This window comes from Bacillus sp. ISL-34, from assembly GCF_018613325.1.
In the GTDB taxonomy this organism is placed as follows: Bacteria; Bacillota; Bacilli; order Bacillales; family DSM-1321; genus Peribacillus.
On record NZ_JAGGQJ010000004.1, the window covers coordinates 55,690 to 79,500 of the forward strand.

27 protein-coding genes and 1 pseudogene are annotated in these 23,811 nt (G+C 41.4%); 5 read left to right on the top strand and 23 right to left on the bottom strand.

Translation table 11 applies throughout. The annotated features are described in order from the left end of the window. From J7E52_RS03980 to spoIIIAA, 15 genes are all read right to left on the bottom strand, one after another. Entirely contained in the window at nucleotides 1-234 is a 234-nt protein-coding gene (locus J7E52_RS03980) for an exodeoxyribonuclease VII small subunit (RefSeq protein WP_034308286.1), read from the bottom strand. Then, nucleotides 231-1,583 (bottom strand): exodeoxyribonuclease VII large subunit, encoded by a 1,353-nt coding sequence (gene xseA, locus J7E52_RS03985; protein ID WP_214743805.1) that lies wholly within the window; start codon nucleotides 1,581-1,583, stop codon nucleotides 231-233. The genes J7E52_RS03980 and xseA overlap by 4 nt, the downstream gene beginning before the upstream one ends. Before the next feature lie 129 nt (nucleotides 1,584-1,712). Next, nucleotides 1,713-2,588: a bifunctional methylenetetrahydrofolate dehydrogenase/methenyltetrahydrofolate cyclohydrolase FolD gene (gene folD / locus J7E52_RS03990; protein ID WP_214743806.1), complete on the bottom strand. Its 876-nt coding sequence runs from the start codon at nucleotides 2,586-2,588 to the stop codon at nucleotides 1,713-1,715. Nucleotides 2,589-2,658: 70 nt separating this feature from the next. Then, nucleotides 2,659-3,051, bottom strand: a complete 393-nt coding sequence (gene nusB / locus J7E52_RS03995) for a transcription antitermination factor NusB (protein ID WP_063233092.1) — start codon at nucleotides 3,049-3,051, stop codon at nucleotides 2,659-2,661. 449 nt (nucleotides 3,052-3,500) lie between these two features. After that, nucleotides 3,501-3,905 carry an Asp23/Gls24 family envelope stress response protein gene (locus J7E52_RS04000; RefSeq protein ID WP_396020249.1) on the bottom strand — a complete coding sequence of 135 codons (405 nt, stop codon included), beginning with the start codon at nucleotides 3,903-3,905 and terminating at the stop codon, nucleotides 3,501-3,503. A gap of 37 nt (nucleotides 3,906-3,942) precedes the next feature. Next, the gene (gene accC, locus J7E52_RS04005; protein ID WP_214743808.1) at nucleotides 3,943-5,295 is read right to left on the bottom strand and encodes an acetyl-CoA carboxylase biotin carboxylase subunit; all 1,353 of its coding nucleotides are present in this window, start codon (nucleotides 5,293-5,295) and stop codon (nucleotides 3,943-3,945) included. 14 nt (nucleotides 5,296-5,309) lie between these two features. Then, nucleotides 5,310-5,801, bottom strand: a complete 492-nt coding sequence (gene accB, locus J7E52_RS04010; protein WP_214743809.1) for an acetyl-CoA carboxylase biotin carboxyl carrier protein — start codon at nucleotides 5,799-5,801, stop codon at nucleotides 5,310-5,312. Nucleotides 5,802-6,416: 615 nt separating this feature from the next. Continuing rightward, the gene (locus J7E52_RS04015) at nucleotides 6,417-7,010 is read right to left on the bottom strand and encodes a SpoIIIAH-like family protein (RefSeq protein ID WP_214743810.1); all 594 of its coding nucleotides are present in this window, start codon (nucleotides 7,008-7,010) and stop codon (nucleotides 6,417-6,419) included. Nucleotides 7,011-7,024: 14 nt separating this feature from the next. Next, a complete protein-coding gene (gene spoIIIAG, locus J7E52_RS04020) occupies nucleotides 7,025-7,696 on the bottom strand; it encodes a stage III sporulation protein AG (RefSeq protein ID WP_214743811.1) in 672 nt (223 codons plus the stop codon). 7 nt (nucleotides 7,697-7,703) lie between these two features. Then, nucleotides 7,704-8,312, bottom strand: a complete 609-nt coding sequence (gene spoIIIAF, locus J7E52_RS04025) for a stage III sporulation protein AF (RefSeq protein ID WP_214743812.1) — start codon at nucleotides 8,310-8,312, stop codon at nucleotides 7,704-7,706. Nucleotides 8,313-8,328: 16 nt separating this feature from the next. Continuing rightward, on the bottom strand, nucleotides 8,329-9,537 hold the full coding sequence (spoIIIAE, locus tag J7E52_RS04030) for a stage III sporulation protein AE (protein ID WP_214743813.1): 1,209 nt from the start codon (nucleotides 9,535-9,537) through the stop codon (nucleotides 8,329-8,331). 33 nt (nucleotides 9,538-9,570) lie between these two features. After that, the gene (gene spoIIIAD, locus J7E52_RS04035; protein ID WP_094246647.1) at nucleotides 9,571-9,960 is read right to left on the bottom strand and encodes a stage III sporulation protein AD; all 390 of its coding nucleotides are present in this window, start codon (nucleotides 9,958-9,960) and stop codon (nucleotides 9,571-9,573) included. A gap of 14 nt (nucleotides 9,961-9,974) precedes the next feature. Next, entirely contained in the window at nucleotides 9,975-10,178 is a 204-nt protein-coding gene (gene spoIIIAC / locus J7E52_RS04040; protein ID WP_034308319.1) for a stage III sporulation protein AC, read from the bottom strand. Nucleotides 10,179-10,199: 21 nt separating this feature from the next. Then, entirely contained in the window at nucleotides 10,200-10,715 is a 516-nt protein-coding gene (spoIIIAB, locus tag J7E52_RS04045; RefSeq protein WP_214743814.1) for a stage III sporulation protein SpoIIIAB, read from the bottom strand. Beyond that, on the bottom strand, nucleotides 10,708-11,640 hold the full coding sequence (spoIIIAA, locus tag J7E52_RS04050; RefSeq protein WP_214743815.1) for a stage III sporulation protein AA: 933 nt from the start codon (nucleotides 11,638-11,640) through the stop codon (nucleotides 10,708-10,710). Before spoIIIAA ends, spoIIIAB begins: the two co-directional genes overlap by 8 nt. A 404-nt stretch (nucleotides 11,641-12,044) precedes the next feature. Between spoIIIAA and J7E52_RS26795 the strand changes: the two are divergent. Continuing rightward, nucleotides 12,045-12,303: pseudogene (locus J7E52_RS26795) on the top strand (transposase); the annotation flags it as partial. 161 nt (nucleotides 12,304-12,464) lie between these two features. Here the strand turns inward: J7E52_RS26795 and efp are convergent. From efp to J7E52_RS04070, 4 genes are all read right to left on the bottom strand, one after another. Continuing rightward, entirely contained in the window at nucleotides 12,465-13,022 is a 558-nt protein-coding gene (gene efp / locus J7E52_RS04055) for an elongation factor P (protein ID WP_214743816.1), read from the bottom strand. Nucleotides 13,023-13,048: 26 nt separating this feature from the next. Continuing rightward, nucleotides 13,049-14,110 carry a M24 family metallopeptidase gene (locus J7E52_RS04060; protein WP_214743817.1) on the bottom strand — a complete coding sequence of 354 codons (1,062 nt, stop codon included), beginning with the start codon at nucleotides 14,108-14,110 and terminating at the stop codon, nucleotides 13,049-13,051. Beyond that, the gene (aroQ, locus tag J7E52_RS04065) at nucleotides 14,111-14,557 is read right to left on the bottom strand and encodes a type II 3-dehydroquinate dehydratase (RefSeq protein ID WP_076365401.1); all 447 of its coding nucleotides are present in this window, start codon (nucleotides 14,555-14,557) and stop codon (nucleotides 14,111-14,113) included. It abuts the gene before it with no gap. 93 nt (nucleotides 14,558-14,650) lie between these two features. Next, complete coding sequence (locus J7E52_RS04070; protein ID WP_214743818.1) at nucleotides 14,651-15,163, bottom strand: YqhR family membrane protein; 513 nt, start codon at nucleotides 15,161-15,163, stop codon at nucleotides 14,651-14,653. Nucleotides 15,164-15,496: 333 nt separating this feature from the next. On the opposite strand from J7E52_RS04070, the gene J7E52_RS04075 reads away from it, so the two are divergent. Continuing rightward, entirely contained in the window at nucleotides 15,497-16,450 is a 954-nt protein-coding gene (locus J7E52_RS04075; protein WP_214743819.1) for a DUF1385 domain-containing protein, read from the top strand. Nucleotides 16,451-16,587: 137 nt separating this feature from the next. Continuing rightward, nucleotides 16,588-16,962, top strand: a complete 375-nt coding sequence (locus J7E52_RS04080) for an SA1362 family protein (RefSeq protein WP_063233078.1) — start codon at nucleotides 16,588-16,590, stop codon at nucleotides 16,960-16,962. A 22-nt stretch (nucleotides 16,963-16,984) separates the two neighbouring features. Here J7E52_RS04080 and J7E52_RS04085 read toward each other — a convergent pair whose 3' ends face one another. Next, entirely contained in the window at nucleotides 16,985-17,866 is an 882-nt protein-coding gene (locus J7E52_RS04085) for a patatin-like phospholipase family protein (protein ID WP_214743820.1), read from the bottom strand. 83 nt (nucleotides 17,867-17,949) lie between these two features. Then, nucleotides 17,950-18,975, bottom strand: a complete 1,026-nt coding sequence (gene splB / locus J7E52_RS04090; protein WP_396020238.1) for a spore photoproduct lyase — start codon at nucleotides 18,973-18,975, stop codon at nucleotides 17,950-17,952. Between the two features lie 137 nt (nucleotides 18,976-19,112). On the opposite strand from splB, the gene J7E52_RS04095 reads away from it, so the two are divergent. Next, nucleotides 19,113-19,301 (top strand): hypothetical protein, encoded by a 189-nt coding sequence (locus J7E52_RS04095; RefSeq protein WP_214743822.1) that lies wholly within the window; start codon nucleotides 19,113-19,115, stop codon nucleotides 19,299-19,301. A gap of 117 nt (nucleotides 19,302-19,418) precedes the next feature. On the opposite strand, the gene J7E52_RS04100 is transcribed toward J7E52_RS04095, so the two are convergent. Together J7E52_RS04100 and J7E52_RS04105 are read right to left on the bottom strand one after the other, a co-directional pair. Further along, nucleotides 19,419-21,989, bottom strand: coding sequence for a vitamin B12-dependent ribonucleotide reductase (locus J7E52_RS04100; RefSeq protein WP_214743823.1), 2,571 nt, complete (start codon nucleotides 21,987-21,989; stop codon nucleotides 19,419-19,421). A 388-nt stretch (nucleotides 21,990-22,377) separates the two neighbouring features. Next, complete coding sequence (locus J7E52_RS04105; protein WP_214743824.1) at nucleotides 22,378-23,214, bottom strand: lipoate--protein ligase family protein; 837 nt, start codon at nucleotides 23,212-23,214, stop codon at nucleotides 22,378-22,380. A 203-nt stretch (nucleotides 23,215-23,417) separates the two neighbouring features. Here J7E52_RS04105 and J7E52_RS04110 point away from each other — a divergent pair, with 203 nt between their 5' ends. Beyond that, a complete protein-coding gene (locus tag J7E52_RS04110; RefSeq protein WP_076365383.1) occupies nucleotides 23,418-23,801 on the top strand; it encodes a rhodanese-like domain-containing protein in 384 nt (127 codons plus the stop codon). Nucleotides 23,802-23,811: the final 10 nt, after the last annotated feature.

Consider the following 23,811-nt stretch of genomic DNA (forward strand, 5'->3'; position numbering starts at 1 on the left):
TCATTCTTCCTCCTGTACAGCGAAGTTTTCAAGTTCCCCATCTTCGCGTAAAATTTGAGTTAACTGATCTTCGACAGCCTTAAGCTTTGAATGGCAAAGCCTTGATAAATCCATTCCTTGTTTATATATGGAGATGGCTTCTTCCAAGGGCACATCGCCTTCTTCCAACTGTTCTACAATTTTTTCGAGATTCTCCATCGCTTCTTCAAATGTAGCTTCCTGTTTTTTTGTCATGGTTCGATCCGCTCCTTTATTTCTTTAATTTCACATTCAAGGGTTCCATCTTTTATCGAAACCGCTATCTTATCCCCTTTGGATACTTGCTGTGTACTTTTCACTAATGTCTCATCCTCAGCAAAAACCAATCCATAGCCCCGTTCCATGATTTTTAGTGGACTGAGGGCAGATAAGGTGGCTGTAATATGGACGAATTGCTGTGATTTTTGCCGATAGATGGCTTCCATGGCCCGCCGTAAAACCTTTGCATGCTGCTGCAATTCATCTTTCGCATTTTTCACCGCTTGTTCAGGATGCTGCTTTTTCAGAATATCGTTGAGCTGATTCAGCTCATCTCTCTTTTTCATGAAATATCGCGTGCCGGTCCTCCCTAGCCTGTCCATCGCCTTGTCCAGCTGTTCCAGCTTCTGTTCATACATTTTATGCGGATAACGGAAAGCATAGGACCTCTCCATCCTCGTCAAACGGGTTCGTTCAAAATTCACCGTTTCTTGAATGGAGCGGGTCAATCGATTCTTGCGGTTCATCAGGCGTTCGAGTATTTCATTCAAGTGAGGAACCGCTAACTCCGCTGCACCAGTAGGTGTAGGAGCACGCATATCGGCGACAAAATCAGCAATTGTAAAATCGGTTTCGTGACCGACAGCAGAAATTACCGGTATATCGGAATCATAAATCGATTCAGCCACTATCTCCTCATTAAAGGCCCATAGCTCCTCGATCGACCCGCCGCCCCTTCCAACAATGAGAACATCGCTTTCCGCCCTTGCGTTAGCCATTGAAATTGCCTTGGCAATCGATTTAGCGGCATTATTCCCTTGTACAAGTGCTGGATAAACAATGATCCTGGCGATTGGATATCTCCGCTTGATGGTTGTCAGGATATCTCTTAATGCAGCTCCGGTCGGGGATGTTATGACTCCTACAGACTTAGGGTACTGCGGGATCGGCTTCTTATGTTCGGCCAAAAACAAACCTGCCGCCTCCAGCTTTTTCTTCAGCTGTTCATAAGCAAGATACAAATCCCCCACACCATCAGGGGCCATGCTTTTCACATAAAGCTGATACTGTCCCCCCGCTTCATATAATGATATATCGCCCTTAACAAGTACCTTCATACCATTTTCCGGCAGGAATTTCATCCCTTTATTATTGGCGGCAAACATAACCGAGAGGAGTCGGGCCTTCTCATCCTTTAAAGTAAAATACATATGCCCGCTTGTATGTTGTTTAAAATTCGAAATTTCACCTTTTATGTATGCATTTTGCAAATGAGGGTCGGCATCGAACTTCCTTTTGATGTACTTCGTTAAAGCCGACACACTCAAATATTGTTGGTTGCTCATATAATGTCTCCTTCCGATGGAAATCGGATATAAAGAAAACTCACCTATAGATCCATGAATGGAAAAAAAGCGGTCTCCCGTTATTATAAAACAAGAGGTCCGCTTCTTTAAAATAATTTAACGTTTTTTTCAGCTTTTTAATGCTTGCTTGTCCCGTTCAAGTGCTTTTTGAGCAGATTTGACCGTATTCTTCATAAGCATCGTAATCGTCATGGGACCAACGCCTTTAGGAACAGGTGTAATGTATGAAGCCTTATTTTTCACTTCATCAAACGCCACATCACCGCAAAGCTTCCCTTCATCATTCCTGTTCATTCCGACGTCAATGACGACTGCGCCTTCTTTAATATGGTCACTCGTGATCGTGTCCCTCTTTCCGACAGCTGCCACAACGACATCGGCTTGCTTGGTATAATATGCAAGATCCTTTGTCCGTGAATGGCAGTAAGTAACGGTTGAATTTGCATTTAAAAACAATTGTCCGGCTGGTTTTCCGACGATATTGCTTCTCCCTACGATGACAACATGCTTACCTTCAAGGTCATAGTCGATATACTCAAGCATCACCATTACGCCGTATGGAGTACAAGGTAAAAATGCATCCTGTCCCGTCATCATCCGTCCAATATTAATCGGGTGGAATCCATCTACATCCTTTTCAGGGGAAATCGCTTCAATGATCGCTTTTTCCTGGATATGTCCAGGCAATGGCAGCTGCACCAATATACCATGAATGCTGTCATCCTGGTTTAATTCAGCAATGCTTTGAATTAATTCCTCCTGAGAGAGTTCCGCAGGCTTTTTAATTAATACGGAATGCATGCCCAAGTCTTCACAGGCCTTTTGCTTATTGCGCACATAGGTTTGTGATGCTTGATTGTCACCCACCAGGATTACTGCCAAACCCGGAACGATATTTTTTTCACGTAACTGTTGAACTTCCTTACTGATTTCCTGCCTAACTGACTCTGCAATTTCTTTACCATTAATGATTTGAGCTGACATGTGTTTATTCCTCCCAAGTTAATTTTGCTAAAGAAATTGCTGAGAGAATCCTTGTTCAAGGGCTGCAGCTTTAGCTGCCGCTTTTCACCTTCACTTTGGATAAAACGGCATTTACAAAGCTGCTCGATTGATCATCACCGAATTTCTTAGCAATTTCAATAGCTTCATTCATTGCAACACTTACAGGAACACCTTCACTGTGAACCATTTCATAAACCGCGATCCGCAGTAAATTCCGATCAATGTTCGCCAGTCTTTCCAACGTCCAATTCTCTAAATTGTCCCTGATCATTCCATCAATTTGTTCACGATTTTCCGTTATCCCCATTACTAATTTCTTGAAGTATTCATCAGTAGGAGCACCATCCAGTACGCTTTCCATTGCTTCTTCTGCATTCGAATTGGCAATATCGATTTGATATAGTGCTTGAAGGGATTTTTCACGGGCTTCTCTTCTTTTCATAATCTTACTCCTTTAACATCTACTATTATATATGAAAATGCTAGAACAAACGAACATTAAATAACATTTTTTCAAAAATATTAAGATTTTCGCTATATTATTTAAAAAACAAGCTGAATCTCACTAAAATTAAGGCCAAAAGACTCAATATCTTGATTCAGGATAACAATTCAAGATTATTTTCCAGTTAAACGGCCAACACAGTCCCATACTTTTTGAAAGTGTCAAAAAGCTCATGCCTAGCTTTCATGCTCATATTTCACCTTTTACACTCTAACAGAAATCACCCTTGAATTAAAGGGAAACTTCCAGACACCGCCTTATTATGTTCATTTAAATTTAATATTATAAGCAGGCTTAAAAAGCGGGGTATCGTGGAGTTAACATTCAAAAAAACAAAAACCCGGCTTTTTGCCGGGTTTTTGCAGGTGTGAATCGAATGAAGCCACTTACACTTCTTGTTCGTAATCCGCTTCTTGTTTAGCGTTTTCAAACGCAATGCCCACTACATGAATGTTCACTTCTCCAGCGTCGATAGCGGTCATATTCAACAAAGCTTCACGAATGTTATCTTGCACTTCCTGAGCAACTTTCGGAATTGAAACACCAAACTTCATGACACAATAAAGTTCGACTTTGATGGATTCTCCCGTTAAGTCCACTTTAACACCTTTACCGTGGTTCTTTTTACCGAGCTTTTCAACAACACCCGTAGCGAAATTCCCGCGCATATGTGCAACACCTTCAACTTCCGATGCAGCGATACCCGCAATCACCTCTATTACCTCAGGTGCAATCTCCACTTTGCCCAGCCCAGTATTATAATCATTCATTTCGAGTAATTGGCCTTCCATTTCACTCATTCAAAAGCACCTCCTGTCTTCCTTTACATTATGAGTTCATTACATCATATATTTCAAGGAATTTGGTATTAAATTCCCCGGAAACAAATTGTTCATGCTGAAGTAACTTAATATGGAAAGGAATTGTGGTACTGATCCCTTCAATGACAAACTCACCTAAGGCGCGTTTCATCTTCTCGATCGCCTCTTCTCTAGTCGGTGCATGGACAATCAATTTAGCGATCATGGAATCGTAATACGGCGGTATCGAGTACCCAGGGTATGCCGCGGAATCCACACGAACTCCGTAGCCGCCTGGCGGTAAATACATTTGAATCTTACCTGCGGAAGGCATGAAATTCTTTTCTGGATTTTCCGCATTGATCCGGCATTCGATAGACCATCCGTCATAAGTGACATCCTCTTGCGAAAGAGATAGTTTGTTACCTGAAGCAACTTTGATCTGTTCTTTAATCAAATCCACGCCCGTTACCATTTCTGTAACTGGGTGTTCAACCTGGATACGTGTATTCATTTCCATAAAGTAGTATTTTCTATTCACATAGTCATAAATAAATTCTACTGTTCCGGCACCTGAATAGTTAACGGCAAGTGCAGCCGTTACTGCAGCTTGCCCCATCTCCGCACGTGTTTCACCATCCAATGCTGGTGACGGGGTTTCTTCAACAAGTTTTTGCAAACGGCGCTGGACCGTACAATCACGCTCACCTAAATGGATGGCGTTGCCATGATTATCTGCCATGACCTGTATTTCAACGTGACGGAAGTCCTCGATGAACTTTTCAATATACACGCCTGGATTCCCAAATGCCGTAGCGGCTTCCTGTTGCGTGATGTTAATGCCTTTAATGAGATCTTCTTCCGTCCTTGCGACCCGAATACCTTTACCGCCCCCGCCGGCAGTAGCTTTGATGATGACTGGATAGCCCATTTCATTAGCTAGGGCTACTCCCTCATCCGTATCTTTAATTATGCCTTTAGAACCCGGAACGATCGGTACACCAGCTTTGCGCATGGTTTCCCTTGCTACGTCCTTTGTTCCCATTTTATTGATCGCTTCAGGGCTAGGACCGATGAAAATGATATTGCATTCACGGCATAGTTCAGCAAAGTCGGCATTTTCAGCAAGGAATCCATATCCAGGGTGAATCGCATCGGATCCCGTTTTCTTTGCTGTGCTGATAATGTTCGTTGTATTTAAATAACTGTCTTTTGATAATTTAGGACCGATGCAATATGCTTCATCCGCAATTTGAACATGTAATGCTTCTTTATCTGCTTCTGAATAGACCGCAACGGTCTCGATTCCTAATTCCTTGCATGCCCGGATGATTCGGACAGCAATTTCCCCACGATTGGCAATTAATACCTTTTTAATCATTTAGAAACAGCTCCTCATTCCGGCTTTACTAAAAATAATGGTTGACCATATTCTACAAGCTGACCTTCTTTTACAAGGACTTCAACAATTTCACCGCTTACTTCGGCTTCGATTTCATTGAAAAGCTTCATGGCTTCCACGATGCAGACGATGGAATCCCCAGTTACTTTATCGCCTGCTTTTACGTATGCAGGTGAATCCGGTGCAGGAGATTGGTAGAATGTCCCGACCATCGGAGAAGTGATTTTATGTAAATTTTCAGTGACGGCTGCAGCCGGTTTTGCAGGTTCAACAGCTTTCGGCACTTCAGGGGCAGGGGCCGCTGCGGGCTTGACCTCTACAGCTGCATTGGTTTGAACAACTTCTGGAGCAGCCGCTGGGTGTACTACTGTACCCGTTTCAGTTTTTTTCAATTTAATTTTCGTTCCTTCATTTTCAAAAACGAATTCACTGATATTTGATTGATCGACTAGCTTAATAATTTCACGAATTTCTTGCACTTTCATTTTTGTGGCACCCCTTGTCTAATTTAATATGAGTTTGTGAGGCAATAATATTTTATGTAACCTTACCCTTAGCTTATCCTACTTTGTCCAATACTGCACAAAGTCAGCCGCTTTCTTTATGCGAATGCGAATAAACTGAATACAAACCTCATCTGTATTATAACAGATATTTCACTTTCTCAAAATATTGTTTCCCTTAGAGAAATGAAAAGTTTATGACCAGCTTCTAACATCATACAATATTAGCTTATACAAATTCAATAATAGATTAGTTGTAACTTGTTATCCATACTTTTATATTACACCTATATTATAATATTGTGAATATTTTTCCACTGGGGCACCTTACCGCTTCTCTTGAATTTTGCATTTTACTCGTAGAAAATCAGCAATAATATTCATTATAATTACTTTTCTAGAATATTACGGAGGATCATTATCACCTTTTCTATTGGAGTTCCTAATATCAATTGACATAAAAAAACTTTTCCTCTAAAGTTTCCCGGTTTAAGATAGTCAAAAAAATCATAATAAAAAGCCTCCTTTTTTTATTAAGGAGGACTTTCAAATTTTTAGGATATTGAACTGTTCTGTATCAGCGTTCTGTATGTGTGATTACTTTTCGGGTTGGAAATCGACCACTACATTTTGCGCATCGCTCACTTCTTTCCTTACGAGGCGGATAATGTTATTGGCCTCTGTTTTCGTTTGTTTATCGGCCTTGACACTCACCTTTACATCCGTTCCGTCCACCCGGACCAGTGCGGCATTGTAATCCATGGCAACAATTAAGTTTTCAATGATATTTTCTTTTACTTTCGTTTCACTTAATTGTTCGATTTTTGCATAAGCCTCGTCTCTTTCTTCAGCTGATAATTCTGTGTTGCCCATCTTTGCAGTCAATTCTTCATTCAGCTTCGCCCGTTCATCTTCAATCTGCATCCTTAACGATTCGAACTCATCTCCAGATGCAATGGTTACAGAGGAACCTTCTGTATTTTTGGACGTTTCTTTTTCACTTTGAGTTTCCCCTTTTGTATCCGCTTTGTTCTCTGTTTTACTTTCTGTTTTATTTTCTTCCTGTTCCATTTGCTCTGTTGCCGTCATATCGGCCGCATTTTCTTCAGGAGCGGTTAAATAATAGACTGAAAGCACAACGACCAGACTTAGCATAGTCAATAACCAAACGGTTTGTTTTTTTAATAACATGTAGATTTTCCCCCTTATTTTTTAGGCATGACAGAAACCCTGTGGCTCGGTACATCAAGTGAGCGTGTGACAGCCTCGATGATCCACTTCTTTATTTGAATGTTTTCGGCCCCTTTTGCGACTACCAGGACTCCTCGTACACTAGGTTTTTTCGTTTCTGAAATGATCGGCCCTTCTTTCTCACCGCTCTTGACCAAAACGAGCTGTTCATCAACCGATGTGTCTTCGACCGTCCTTTTGCCGCCTTCCTGGTCGGTTTCTTCAGTGACTTGTTTTTGGGTGACCTTGTTTCTTTCATAGACTTTCTTCTCGGATGCATCGACGTAGATTACGACTTTTACATCCTGGACGCCTGCGATGGATTCAAGCGCTTCCTTCATTTCATTCTGTAGATATATTTCATAGTCTTTTGTAGTCTTGAATTCTGATTTCTTCTGGCCGAATGTTTCAACATCCTCTTCTTCATCCTGCTGTTTATCATTATTGAATACAGTCGTCACTTCAGATGTTTGTCCCGTCTGGTTGGTGGTTAACAAATTCCCGGCCATCATGATTCCCGATCCCAAAAGGACAACTATTAAAGCATAGACATACAGGGAAGGTTTTTTTTCCTTAGGCTCTTTTTGGTCAGGGTCTTTATTTAATAGTTTTTGCAGCCAGGATAATGGACCTTTGTCTTTGTTCAATACTCAGTCACTTCCTTTCCCCGGCGATTTCAATGATCTCTTCATCAACAGACCAACTTGTTGCCAGAAACCTTTTGACAGCATCCAGATTGGCATCATTTGAAGTGGATGAGCTATCTGCATTGATATCAACCTTCGCTACTGCCTCTATCTCCGAGTTTTCTTTCCCTTCTGCCTTTTCCAATGAGATGGTTATGTTCTGCAGATCATCAACACCCGGTTCTTCCTCATTCTTGACCCCTACATCAATTGAACTAATCTTCATGTTATAATCCACCATCAGCTCCTCTTCCACTTCTGCCTGTAAGTCAACAGCCATTTGTTTTAAAATATATGCACCCTGGGTAGCTTGTATTTCTTTTTTCTTCATTTCTGTCAAATTTCCTAAATCTTTTTTTTTCTGATCCTCAAATTCACTAGTAGCCGCAGTGAGAATATCTTCGAAATCCTTATTGAATAATCCCAATATAGGAGTGATGATGATCGCAATCAGTAAAAGCCCGATAACCATTTTGGCATACTTCTGTAAAGCTGAATTCGGAAGAAGCATATCGATCACAGTAGCCAGCAATACAAATATGATGATGTTGGATACCCAGCCAGCTAAAAAACTCAACAAGCCCTCCTCCTTTCTAACGAACCATCAGGGTAATGTTTCCAGAGGCTATAATTACCGTGATACTTAAAAAAAACATGAGTGAGACGATGGCCAATGCAGCGAAAATATAAATCATGCTTTTACTAATAATGTCAAGGCATTTTATTACAGGTCCTCCGCCCAGCGGCTGCAAAAGACTCGCTGCCAATTTATAGACAAAAGAAATCATCAGGATTTTTATGGCGGGAAACGTGGTAATGAGCAAGAGAATGATGACGCCAGACAAGCCGACTGTGTTCTTCAAAAGAACGGAGGCACTTATGACCGTATCCGTTGCATCGGTAAACATGCGCCCTATTACCGGTATAAAATTACCTGTCACGAATTTGGCCGTCCTGATCGTCACTCCGTCAGCTACAGCTGATGATGCTCCCTGAACGGATATCACACCAAGGAATATGGTCATGAATGCCCCAAGGATACCGATGGCAAAATTCCGGAGAAGCTGTGCCATCTGTGTCACTTTGTAATGTTCGGTCAGCGTACTGACAATGCTTAAAATCGCTGCAAAGAATAATAACGGAAGGACGACAAACTGAATCAAGATTCCGCTAGTATTCATCAAAAACATCAATACCGGATGAAAGAAAGCTGCCGATACAAGTCCCCCTGAAGCAGCTATCAATGCCAAGAGTAAAGGGATGAGCGCCATTAAAAAGGAAATCATCAAATCTATCGTATCTTTTGTATATTCAATCGCCACATGAAAACTGTTAAGTGCCAAAATGATCAGCACCATATAAACGATTGCATAAGCGACCTTACTTACGGAGCTTTGCTCGAACGCATTCTGCAAAGACTGGAGGAACATGCTGAAAACGGTTAATAAAATGAGTGTTCCCAGCAGCTTTCCATTCACGAGCAGTTCATGAAAAATGAATTTTGTCATTCCCTTTATCCATTGGTCAAAGGAAAATTTCTTATCACCGCTTACGAAGTCCATAAAGCTCCCTTTCTGGCTTTCCGGTAAGAATCCTCCATATTCCGTAACGATGTCATCCCAATATTGTTTGAGCTCATCGACACCCAGTCTATCTATTTGGGCTTGTACCAGCTCGGACTGCATGATCGGCTCTTGATCGATTTCACCATTTTCAGGATTTTCGGCAGCTTGTCCAATAGATGCATGCAAAAAAAAGAGTAAAACGAATAGAATGGATAAGTAAGGCATCCGCTGCTTCATACATTCACCTCATTGACTAGTAGGAGTAATCCGTTAGCTTGGGAGCATCTGTAAAATCGTTTCGATAATGACCGTCAAAATCGGAATCGCCATTGCAAGAATCAAGATTTTTCCGCTCAATTCTATTTTGGAAGCGAGCGAACCTTGCCCTGCATCTTTTGTTATTTGAGAAGCGAATTCTGCTATATAGGCAATTCCGATTATTTTTAAGATGGTCTCTAGATAGACGGTATTTACATTCGCATTAACCGCAATTTTTTCTAACATTAAAATAATTTCGTATATTTTGTCAGCTAAAAAAAGAAAGATGGAGCATCCTACAAAAACGACAAGCAGGAATGCGAAATTTGGTTTTTGCTCTTTGACGATCAGTGCCAAAAAGGTGGCAACTAGGGCAATGGCCACGATTTTTATGATTTCAATCGCGAATCCCTCCCTTACTGAAATAGAAATACAGATTTAATTTTTTGAAATAAATCCTCTACTACAGAAGCTACCATGAATAAAATATAGATAAATCCGAAAAGTGTCACCCACTGGGCATATTCCTTCTTCCCAACCTGATCGAGTATCGTGTGAAGAAATGCCACTACTAGCCCCACACCCGCTATTTTAAATATGATGTCCACATCAATGCCCATTTTCATTCCCCCCACATATTCCTACATCAGCAAGATGATCAATAACAGCCCTGATAAAAAACCTAGACTTTTCATCATTTTTTCATATTTTCCCTGTCGGTCGAGTGCATCGCTCTCTTCCCGTTCCAAGTGTGCCATCGTTAGCATGATTTGCTTTTGCTGATGATATTTATCGCTTTTTCCAAGCGTCTCCCCAAACTGTGAAAGAATCTCGAATTCTCCCTGTTTTAAAGCAAGGGATTGCCATATTTTCTTCAAACTATCATCCCATGCCTCCTTGACGGTGGTCTCTCCTGACTCGAGTCGATTTGCAAATGTATCGAAAAAGATGGATAAAGGTTTGGTCATCTGTTTAGAAAGTTTCCTTGCCGCTTCTTTCAAAGGTGTATGACCAAACATGATTTCAGCTTCAAGCGATTGCATGGCGACTTTCAGCTGTCTCAGTTGACGGGGTCTCATACTTAATTTTTTCGCAGCTTCGAAACCTGCCCATGTCGTTGCAATAATAATTATCGCGGCTCCTATTAACTTAAACATGCGGGTTCACACTTTCCCCCAGGAAAATGGGAACTCCCGCTGCATCAAGGACTTTGTAGCTCCTCTTACCGGATTTACTTCTCTGTAATTCTATAAAACGTTCAAAGATGTTTTGCTTTAATATTTCAGCGATAAATGGTCGCTTCTTAATTTCATCCAGTGTATGGCCATGTGTAGTTATTATGAGTTTAATACCTGCGTTCACGGCTTCCAGCACAGCCTGCGTATCCGCTGCGCGGCCTATTTCATCCACAATCAATACATCCGGGGACATCGAACGGATCATCATCATCATCCCTTCCGCTTTAGGACATCCATCGAGCACATCAACCCTTGTTCCAAATTCGAGCTGCGGCACTCCATGAACACATCCGGCAATTTCCGAGCGCTCGTCCACTATCCCCACTTTTTGAGGGGCAATGCCGCGTTTTTCATTACCACTGGATATCATTCTTGCAATATCACGCAATATGGTCGTTTTTCCCGTTTGCGGAGCACCAATCAACATTGTATGCTGCCATTCCCCGTCATATAAGTAAGAAGTGAGCGGTTCAGCTGCACCTATTTTTTCACGTGCAACCCGAATATTGAATGATGAAATGTCCCTGATCGCTTTGACCGACCCATTTTCCAGGATCACCTTGCCAGCCAGCCCCACCCGATGTCCGCCCGCTATGGTTATATATCCTCGCTTTAATTCTTCCTCAAGTGTATATAACGAAAATTGACCTATTTGATTCAATAATTGATCTGCATCCGAATGGGTCACTTCATAGGAAAAGAAGTATGGTTCCCCTCCTACAATGACCTCAAGCGGCCTTCCAACCCGAATTCGCAGCTCTTCCATCTTATCGATCATCATCGGTGTCATACCCCGGAGTTGCTCGCATAATTTTTTCGGTAAAAAAGAAAGAATCGTTTCCATTTTGACAATCCTCCTGTATACACCACTTTCAATAAAATATATGCCGACCAGCCCGCAATGATGACAGGCTATTAAAGAAACAGACCATTTATTGATTTTTTTATAACTTCCGGGATCTAAAAAAGACCAAAAAATAGACCGAGAAATTAATCTCGGTCTTAGGCTGTAGACAAATTCGAAGAAAAGTACAATTTGGACGTTGATTATAACGTAGGGCACTCGCTTTTCCCGCAGGAGTCTCGTACCTTCCGTTCCAATCAACTTTGGTTTAACATTAAGATAGAACCCTTCCTACAGTCTTTTATAGAAGGATGAAAACTTGAGGTGATGAGGATGCTTTTTAAACATGATTCTATTCAGCGAAATCAGCTTGAAATGGTTACTTTAGACCAACTGGAAGAGCCTATCGTGTGTACAAATCATCCAAATCCATTTGTGCGACTTGTTCATTTTTATCACAGTGGTACAAAATGTAAAGACCATCAGAAAGTGGTGACACGCCATATTTGGTAAGAATATATGGAAGAAGCAGATCATCTCCGACATCATGAAGATGTAAAACCTATATATGAGAAACGTAAAGATACGTTAGAGCGTGTTTCGCAGATGCAAAAGAAAAGCATGGTATGCCTTGGACTATTTTAAGGGGGACTTAAAAAATTGTAGATGCTTACTTTCACTGCCATGAATGTAAGCAGATTGCCAACTGGACTTGGCGATGCTTCAAATCCAATAAAAAATCAAAAAGGTTTCGGAATGAGACCATTCCGAAACCTTTTTGTCTACAAACTGAAACCGAGAAATTAATCTCGGCCTTCTTTCATTTATGCACGTGATACGTAAGAACCTTCATTTGTATTGATCAATAGTTTGTCACCTTGGTTGATGAAGAATGGAACTTGAACCGTAAGACCCGTCTCAAGTACGGCTGATTTCGTGCCGCCTGAAGATGTATCGCCTTTAATTCCCGGCTCAGTTTCCGCCACTTCAAGTTCCACTGTGTTTGGAAGCTCGACCCCAAGTGTTTCCGCTTGGAAAGTCATGATATGCACTTCCATATTTTCCTTAAGGAATTTAAGTTCACGTTCAATGCTTGAAGCAGGCAGCTCGATTTGGTCATACGTTTCGTTATCCATGAATACATGGCTATCTCCACTTGCATAAAGGTACTGCATCTTGCGGTTTTCGATATGTGCTTTAGCAACTTTTTCACCGGCACGGAATGTTTTCTCTTGGATTGAACCCGTACGAAGGTTACGAAGTTTAGAACGAACAAAAGCTGCACCTTTACCAGGTTTAACGTGTTGGAATTCGATAACCTGCCAAATTCCATTATCTACTTCAATCGTAACACCCGTGCGAAAATCGTTTACAGAAATCATAAATTTGTCCTCCTACATGTACATGTTTACAGAATGATTAACTCTTTCGTTGAATGTGTAAGTGCTTCGTTACCTTCAATTGTAACGATTGTATCATCTTCAATCCGCACTCCGCCTACCCCCGGTAAGTAAATGCCCGGTTCAACGGTTACGGCCATACCTGGTTCTAAAATGATATCAGACCTAAAGGATAATGCTGGACCTTCATGAACTTCAAGACCGATCCCATGTCCGGTCGAATGTCCAAAATACTGCCCATATCCCTTTTCTTCAATTAGATTTCGAGTTAGTGCATCCGCTTCCCTGCCAGTCATACCAGGTTTGATCCCAGCCATTCCTCGCAGTTGAGCTTCTAAAACAATGTCATAAATATTAATAAGTTCTTCACTTGGCTTGCCAACCGCTAATGTCCGAGTGATGTCAGACACATACCCATTAAAGTATGCCCCGAAATCCAATGTGACAAAATCGCCTTTTTCAATGATTTTATCCGTAGCCACTCCATGCGGAAGTGCGGACCTTATGCCGGATGCTACAATAATATCGAAGGAAGAAGAAGTTGCCCCTTGTTTCCTCATAAAGAATTCAAGTTCATTGGATACATCCAATTCCGAGATCCCTGGACGCAGGAAATCCAGAATATGTGTATACGCAGCATCAGCAATAGCAGCCGCTTCCTTTAATATCTTAATCTCTGATGAAGTCTTTATCAAGCGTAAATTCTCAATAACCCCCGACACCGGCGAAAGTTGACCATCAATGGCCGCTTCGTATGCCTTATATGTAGCATAAGTCAGGTGCTCTTGCTCAAAGCCCAGCTTGTCGATATTCATCGCTTTAGCCTGCTTGCCGACTTCTTCGATGATGGTTCCTTTGTGTTGAACGATCTCATAGTCCGGCGCCTGCTTGCCCGCTTGTTCCACGTATCTGAAATCAGTGATGAATTTAGCTTCTTTTTGGGAAATAAGGACAACGCCTGCACTTCCCGTAAAGTTGGTCATGAATCGGCGGTTATATGTACTGGTGATCAAAAAACCATCAATGCCCGCCTTTTCCATTGAGGCTCTTAAACGCATTAGTTTATTCATTTAATTTCTCCCCTTTGCAATCTTTGTGATCGCCTGCAACGCCAATTCATATCCGTGTATCCCCAAGCCGACAATCTGTCCCGCCGATACCGCTGCGGTCACTGATTCATGCCGAAAGCTTTCACGGGCATGTATGTTCGAAATATGCACTTCCACAACTGGAACATCAATTCCGGCTATTGCATCACGAATCGCATAGCTATAATGAGTAAAAGCTCCAGGATTAATGATAATCCCGTCGATTCCATGATCCTCTGACCAATGGAGCTTGTCGATAATCGCTCCTTCATGATTAGTTTGAAAAGAGGTTAATTCCACATTTAACCCTTGAGCTTGCTGCATTAATTGCGCTTCCACGTCCGCAAGCGTCGAGGATCCATAATGCGCTGGTTCCCGCTTCCCCAAGCGATTTAAATTCGGACCATTGATTAGTAAGATTTTTGTCATCATCAAACACCTGCTCATGTTAAAAGAATGCTTCCATGAACATTCTATCATAATTGCAAATTGTCTTACTACTTTTTTACAACCAAGAAGCAATCAGCTTTCTGATTGCTTCTCGGCTTTGTTTTTTTGACGTATATATTCCTGATGATCGTATGATATGGAAAACCCTACAAAAAGACCGTATATAATAAAAATGCATACACTTGTTATAATCGTATTTGCTGACATTTTAGCAAAGGTTGGCAAATCGGCGAACATCGGTTTCAGGACAAATACCAGCAAAGCCCAGCAAACCACTCCCAAAATAATACCCGGAAAAATACTCTTCGTCCTTTTAAAAAGACTATAGTATATAAAAGCGATCCCCACGGAAAGAATCCCGAACAAAAGTATGGTCATTACCGTACCGAGCCAGTGATCGATCCAGGTCATATTGGACCACGAGGTAAGTATGAATTTTGGGCTGAAATCCATAAAGTTAACATAATGGGCTATGATTCCGATAAAACTGGCTAAAGCCCCCCCAACAAAACCGACAGCAAGTACATTGTAGATTAACATGCTTTGATATTTCTGTTGAATTTGTCCATTTTCATTAGAAGACATATCAATCACCTCCGCTACGTAGTATGCCCTGTGTTAAATAGAACTATTTTTTTTTATTATTAGGAAGGAGAATCACTAGAGGTTTTGTGATTTATTCTGTATGATTAAATCATAAATAATCTACTTTTTTCAGAGGAAAATACCCATCCTCTGTTGAAGTTTATAATGTACACAGGATACTACCTTCCTGTGATTCAACTTTCATAAAGTAATTGCAGGGTTAAGGCTTCCATTCAATTTTGGAGGACCGCCTTTAACGCCTGTGATGCTTGATAATAAACATGTTAGCACCCTTGAGAGAGCTACGTGAATAACTATTAGGTTGGTGTAGAAATGACTGAGGTTCAAAAACCCGTTTACGGAGGGCAGGCTGTTGTGGAAGGCGTCATGTTCGGCGGCAAACATCACACAGTCACTGCGGTACGCCGCAAAGATTCGACGATTGTATATTATCATCTGCCTCGTGAATCGAAACCTGTTGTGAACAGCTTAAAAAAAGTACCGTTTCTACGGGGTATCGTATCACTGGTTCAGTCAAGTGCCACCGGCTCGAAACATCTGAACTTTTCAACTGAACAGTATGAGGAAGAAGACGGGGAAAAGCAGGAAGAAAAGAAAAATGAAACGAAAGAATCTTCTAAAATAAGTGTATGGCTTGGAGTTGCCGTGATCGGTGTTCTTTCCTTCCTATTCGGGAAGTTGCTTTTCACTTTAATTCCAGTCTTTCTTGCCGAATTGACAAGACCCATCTTCAGCAGCCATATGGCCCAGGTTTTAATTGAAAGCTTGTTCAAGTTGATATTATTGCTCGTATACATTTACGCAGTATCCATGACGCCATTGATCAAGCGGGTCTTTCAGTATCATGGAGCAGAGCATAAGGTGATCAATTGCTTTGAAAGCGGAAAAGAATTGACCGTAGCAAATGTGCAGGCAAGTTCACGCCTTCATTATCGCTGTGGCAGCAGCTTTATTTTATTTACAGTCATTGTAGGCATGTTCGTCTATATGGTGGTTCCGACCGATCCATTATGGCTCCGTGTCGTGGATCGCGTTTTGCTTATCCCCGTCGTGCTTGGAATAGCCTTCGAGGTATTGCAGTTGACCAACAAGGTAAGGGATATTCCCATTCTTCGTTACCTTGGCTATCCCGGCCTTTGGCTTCAGTTATTGACAACCAAAGCCCCTACGGACGATCAAGTCGAAGTCGCATTAGCCTCCTTCCATGAACTGTTAAGGATGGAAAAAAAGACTGAAAAAGGTTTAGATTCGGATGTTATTGTGTAAAACACCTATACACATTTTGATGATGAAAAATCATATACTAACTAAGGGAATGATCTTCATTTTTTTCAAGTATTTTACATGAAGAATGTTTAAAATAAGCAAAAAATGCTTATGATGCTCTTAAGGAGGTGTCTTTGTTGAAACGTTTCATATCTTTCATGATATACGGAATCATCGCCCTCGGAGTCCTCGGACTAATGAGCCGACTATTTAATGACCCGATTGGCTTTTTTAGAAACATTCTCATAATAGCCATTGTCGCAGGGATTATTTATATGATTTATACCGGATTAACAAAGGGAAAACCAGTTAAGAAAGAGCAGCAAGCATTCCGAAAGGCTGCCCGCCAATCGAAAAAAAGGCTAAAAAACCGAACTTCGAAAAAAGATAATGTGGCTAGCTTCTCTGCAGCAAAATCATCAAAGAAAATAAAATTGAGAAAGAAAACGGATAGTCACTTAACCGTCATCGAAGGGAAAAAGAATAAAAAGAAAAATCGGGCTTCTTTTTAAGAGCCCGATTTTTTATTTATCATCAATAAGTCCATTTTTTAAGGAATTCTTTCGTGCACTGTCTGCCCCGATTCATTAATTCACCCTTTTGTTCATCATTCAGATTGAAATCCATTGCAGAAATTCCCTTCATCGGGATAAATACAATATTATGGACGTGTTTCTTGGAAATATAACGTGCATCATGGGCATCTTTCATCGTTTTGAATAGTGCGGAGAACAATTCAACCGCATTATCCACCTCATGCGGTTTCCATATCTCATCGACACTTAGCCGTAAGCCTATGACCGGCCGTTCCTTTCTTACATGATCTGAATTGAATAACCACATTGGAAAATTGCTTAAAACACCTCCATCAACAAAAAGGAACTTGCTTTTTCCGACATCGAGTTTGACTGGCTCAAAGAAATAAGGAATGCTACAACTCATTCTAACTGCCTTTGCAACTGGAAAAGTGATCGGATCAATGCCATAGTTCGGTAAATCATCAGGCAGAACCACCAATTTCCCATTTGTGATGTCAGAGGTTATGATACGGAGGGATTTCGGCCGGACATCCTTAAAGGTGACTACATTCCTTTCGGCAAGTTTACTGGCAATCCACCCTTCCAATGCGTCGCCTTTATAAAGGCCAAGTTTCCAGTATACAAGGAGCCATTTGGCAAACGGGATAGGCAAAAGACCACGCCTTCTATCCAGCAGGCCGCTTAAATCTATATCAAGAAAAAGCTCTTCCATTTCTTTTCCGGTGTACCCAGCTGCCACTAAAGCCGCAATTATGGATCCTGCACTTGTACCGGCTGTCCGATGGAATAAAAATCCCCGTTCTTCCAATTCCTGCAGGGCTCCCACTAAACCATAGCCTTTAATCCCGCCTCCGGAAAAAACGCCGTCAATAATCATAGCTGCCCTCCCTAATCCGGTCTTTACATTTCTAAGCAGGATTAGAGCGATTTATGACAGTTTTAAATAGAAAATTGCTTTCATCAGGTAAAATACTGAATTTCCGCTTTCGGGAAAAATTCCGCTATATACCCACGAATGGTCGTTTCCAGTTCAGCGGCTTCCTCGGTTTGATAAACATATTTACCAATGCCATATCGGCCCCATTTATATTTACGCTTCGTTTCGTCCAGTTCCAATTTTGTTTTCGGGTAGTTTTTTTGAATCACTTTTTTCGCTGGACCAGTGAATCGATGCTGGATTAATTCAAAAGTCAAATCCGGTATATCCACCCCTTTTAACGCCTCACTTAATCGTTCGAATAATTCTTGATAGCCCTCTTTCCATGCTTCATGACGATATATTGGAGCCACGATAAAACCCAGGGGATATCCGGCACCTGCCACTTTACGTGCCGCTTCCATCCTTTCCTCGAAGCTCGAAGTGCCGGGCTCGAAATTCTTAATCACGAAACGTGAATTTATACTGAACCGAAATCTCGTTTTTCCATTATGTTCAGCATCCAACAGATGGTCAACATGATGAAATTTAGTTACGAACCTAAGAACCCCGAATTCACTTTTTCCAAAATATTCTATGGCCCTTTTTAAAGAATGTGTCAAATGGTCAATTCCGACTATATCGGATGTACAGGCTGCCTCAAAACGGGTAATTTCAGGCTTTCTCTCATTTATATATTTTTCGGCTGCCTCGAAAATCTCGTCAAGATTCACATATGTCCTAATATATGGTTTCGATCCGAGTGTCGTCTGTAAATAGCAATAATGACAATGCCCCATACACCCTGTTGCAAGAGGGATGGCATATTCAGCAGATGGCTTTGAAGAATCGAATTTCAATGTTTTTCTGATTCCTACCACAAGCGTCGATTTGGCGACACGATATTTTTGCAAATCATTTTCTCCAGGAAGATCCCTAATTTGGTTATGCGATGTGGTCTCACGGATTTCAATGTTCAAATCTTCGAATTTCTTTTTCAATTCCCGGCCAAGCGGGTATTCCAGTGCCCTGGGCTCAATATATACTAACTGTGGCATAAATGGCTTCATTTCGTTCTCCATTCTTTTATGGATTTGTTCATACTTTCAATCGAACTACACAACCTAATTCATAAGGATAGTTTTTCTTTATTCTGTTATCATCATGATTGTTTTTACTTGGAAATTCAAAATGAAGGAGATGCAATATGGCTAATAAAAAACGAGACTTCTTGACAAATGGAACGGGGAAACAAGCGATCACCGTCCAAACAGATAATAAATATCCAAATCCAAGGAATATACCTGGAGACTCTGTCGATGAATTTTCGATATTGAAAGATGGCAACCAATATTTAGCCGAAAAGGAAATAGGGCAGCAAAATGAAAATGGTTGATTGAACGCAAAAAGAAGACCGAATTCACGCCGGTCTTCCCTATTGTAATTGAACAGAACACAAAAAAAGTCGTTAAGATAGCTTTGCAGCATACTTAACGACTTCCCTAACATTAGCTTATAGCCCGCATTTTAATTGTGCTCCGCAATTCGTGCAAGTATTGCATCCGCCCATTTCCTGGACTTCACCTTTACGGCACACAGGGCAAGTGTTGCCCACTTCCGACCCAATCGTAACGTTAGTCGAACGCAGTTCATTTATCGTATCGACCAATACGACTTTTTTCTTTACTTCCACATCTGTCAATTCATCCATTTCAAGCTGCTCGTCCATTTGGTTTTCTTCCGCTTTAAGCGTAAGAACCTGACTGTCACGGCTGCCATCCACATATACAGTACCGCCTTTTGCTCCGCCTTTGTATAGACGTTCATATACTTTTTCAACTTGTTCGACAGTATATCCTTTTGGGGCATTGACCGTTTTACTGATCGAGCTGTCAATCCAGCGTTGAATGATGCATTGAACATCAGCATGTGCTTCTGGAGCTAATTCCATAGCGGAAATGAACCATTTTGGAAGCTTTTCTGTATCGGCTTCTGGATGACGGTCCAAGTATTCCTGTACAATGTCAGCCTTAACTTCAATGAATTTACCAAGACGGCCGCTGCGGAAATACGTGAAAGAGAAATATGGTTCAAGACCTGTTGATACCCCAACCATCGTTCCTGTGCTTCCTGTAGGTGCCACTGTCAATAAATGAGAGTTACGGATGCCATGTGCAGCAACACTTTCCCTGATATCTTCCGGCATTTTTTCCATGAATCCGGTTTGTGTGAAACGTGTTCTAAGCTCATCGGTTTCTTTGTCCGTTGACCCGATCAGGAACGGGAAACTGCCTTTTTCTTTAGCAAGTTCCACGGAAGCCGTGTAAGCTGTCGTCGCAATCGTTTCAAACACCTTGTCAACCAGGATATTTCCTTCTTCAGAGCCATATTCCGTTTCACAGTAGATCAATAGGTCGTGCAGACCCATTACACCAAGTCCAACCCGTCGCTCACCCAGTGCCTGTTTTTTGTTTTCATCCAAGAAATAAGGAGTTGCGTCAATGACATTGTCCTGCATACGCACACCGACTTCAACAGTCTGCTTTAGTTTCTCGAAATTAACCGTTTTGCTTTCTTTATCAGCCATCTCAGCCAGATTGACTGCCGCAAGGTTACATACTGAATATGGGGCCAATGGCTGTTCTCCACAAGGGTTCGTGGCTACGACCTGTTGACCGTATGCTTTGGCATTCGTCATTTCATTAGCATTATCGATAAAGAAAATACCTGGTTCAGCAGAATATGTTGCACAAATGTTTATTAAATTCCAAAGCTCTTTAGCTCGGATTTTACGGTAAACACGGACTTTGTGACCCATTTTCTCCCATTCGCGAACATCACCGACATTATGCCATTCTTTATTGTAAATCGCCATTTCTTCGGCATTATAGCTTTCAACATCAGGAAAACGCAATTCGTATTCCGCATCTTGTTCCGCCGCTTCCATGAATTCCTTAGTCAGGCAAATCGAGATGTTGGCTCCAGTCAGAAAATCCGAATTATGGACACTGTACGTTCCCCCTGTACGGAGCTTTTCCTCTGCATCCCTAATGATTTTCTCGCTAAATCCACCTTGGCCAGGAATCTCTTTATAATTGATGATCCCTTGATACATAGCCGTTTCCTGTTCCGTGTGCGGCGTGAATTTCAATTTATCCGTCGCATATTTCTTGATGGCTTCATCTTTAGTGTTTTCCACTAGGTAACGCAGAATCCTTGGGTTTTGCATTTTAGAAATGATGAATTCTGCAATATCAGGATGCCAATCAGCAAGCATGATCATTTGCGCGCCGCGTCTGCTACCGCCCTGTTCAACAAGATGCGTAAGTTTAGCAATATCGTCAAGCCATGACACTGAACCCGAAGATTTCCCATTTACGCCTTTTGCCAGAGTGTTTCTTGGACGCAGTGTCGATCCGTTCGTGCCCACTCCGCCGCCGCGGCTCATGATTTCCATCACTTGTTTCCTATGTTCTGAAATCCCTTCACGTGAATCCGGTACGAATGGCATTACATAGCAGTTGAAGTAAGTAACATCCGTATTGGAACCAGCACCGTATAATACTCGACCTGCCGGGACAAAATTAAGGTTCTTTAGTTCTTCATAGAATTTATTGAACCATTCCGTTCTTTTTTCTTCCGTGGTTTCCACTGATGCCAAGCCCGTTGCATTACGTTTCGCAATTTGTTCATAGTATATTTCAAGCGGCTTTTCGATAATATCCAACGGACGGTTTACAATTCCCGTCTCCATTTCTTCCGGATTATCCAAAACACCACGGAATTCTTCATCCACCAAAACCTTGGCTTTTTTGGTTTCCCAATCTATTTCAACGATGTAACCGAGACCCCTTGCCGGGAATTTCGGATCTTCCTTAATCGTCAACACGACGAAATCGCCTGCCGAGAGTGTGATTTTTTCAGTATCCTTAAAAGAATAGCGGTCAAGCATGACTAGCCGGGACACTCCCTTATGCGCCATTTTCATATCAGCCGTTACAGGGTGAACCTGGGGAAATAAAGAAATATCCTTATTCAACCTTTCTAGATCAACCTTTAAAGCTTCTTTTATTACAACCGACATAATTCCCTCTCCTTTATATGTTTCAAGATCCGTTCTTGCTGCCGCAAAAATCCTTATGTAGCCTTACATGTCCGTTTCGCTTAACAAGTACCCTAAATTTATCATAGCGAAACCCAAAAATCAATATATAGTGTTGCATTAAATATTTCAACTACTATATATTGTGTTTATTTTGAATAACTTTTTATTTTGTCAAACGATAAATCAATTAATATAGTTAGCAAAAGGGAGGAAAATGTCGATTTACAATAATTTTTCATCAAATTTCAAATAATTTGGACCTTGCTTTTTCCCCACCCCTTTTAGGGCTTATCCCTGCAAGGGATGGCTTATTTAATCAAACAAATCTGAAAAAACTTTTTTATTATCCACTCTAATTATGCTTCCTCTATCTCATGAAATTCCATTCATCGCTTTCATATTTGCTTTCTGCAATGGCCTTCACTTCCAGCAATTGCTTTTCGGTGAGGACGTATGGCTCTAAATCGATCGAAAGTCCTTCCGCAAAACCTTTTTCAAAAGCTTCTTTCGCTTCAGGGATGGTAATCTTTCTTCCGGCAATGTCATTTATGGCCACAGCTTTGTTTTTTAAGTTTTTTTGCATTCTCTCTTTAACCCTGTCATTTGAGAATTTAAATACGCTGAAGAGCTTATCATCATCTAGTTCAAGCAAAATGGAACCGTGCTGAAGGATGACGCCTTTTTGCCTGGTTTGAGCGCTGCCAGCGACCTTCCTGCCCTCAACGACCAGTTCATACCAGCTTGGAGCATCAAAGCAGACGGAAGACCTGGGTGATTTTAAAGCCGCTTTTTCCTGATCGGTTCTTGGCACGGCAAAATAAGCATCCAATCCCAGATTCCTGAACCCCATCAATATTCCTTCAGAAATGACACGATATGCTTCAGTAACGGTAGTTGGCATTCCCGGATAGGATTCTGGAACGATTACGCTATAAGTCAATTCATGCTCGTGCAGGACCGCTCGTCCTCCTGTTGGTCTGCGAACAAAACCAAGTCCCTGCCTTTTGACCTCTTCCATATCAATTTCCGCTTCTGCCTTTTGAAAATAACCAATCGACAATGTCGCTGGATCCCAGCCGTAAAAGCGTATGATTGGCGGAATTTCCCCTTTGCTTTGCCAGTTTAACAGCGCTTCGTCCAACGCCATATTAAAAGCCGGTGAACAATACCCCGAATCTATAAAACCCCATTTTTCTTTAGTCATCCTTACCCCTCGTTTCAATAGACTGTTATCAATACCCCACAAAAAAACTCACATGTAGTAGTTTAACAGACTTTATCACTCTAAAAAAGAAAGTGCTATCAAGTCGATGAAGAATTTGATGAAAATTCTTTTTGATTATTGGGTAAAGCAATTATATAATAAAGACTGTCTGTATTCGTTAAGGTAGAAGGGAGTTTTTATGTTTGGAAATATTATATACACTGCTCATCATCTTGGGAGTGGTTATTGCGTATTCACTTTTTAATTGGTACCGCCAGCGTAAAATCGTTAAAACATTAACACAGGACGAATTTATCGCTAACTACAGAAAAGTGCAGCTAATCGATGTGCGGGAACCGAATGATTTCGATAATGGTCATATCTTAGGCGCAAGAAACATCCCTATGACTCAAATGAAAACCCGCTTGGTCGAAATTAGGCCGGACAAGCCTGTATACTTGTACGCTCAAAGCGAAATCATCAGCGGCAGAGCTGCAGCCATGCTATACAAAAAGGGTTACAGGGAACTTTTTCACCTAAAGGGCGGTTTCAAAATGTGGACCGGGAAAATCAAAGCAAAGAAATAAGACCCCATCT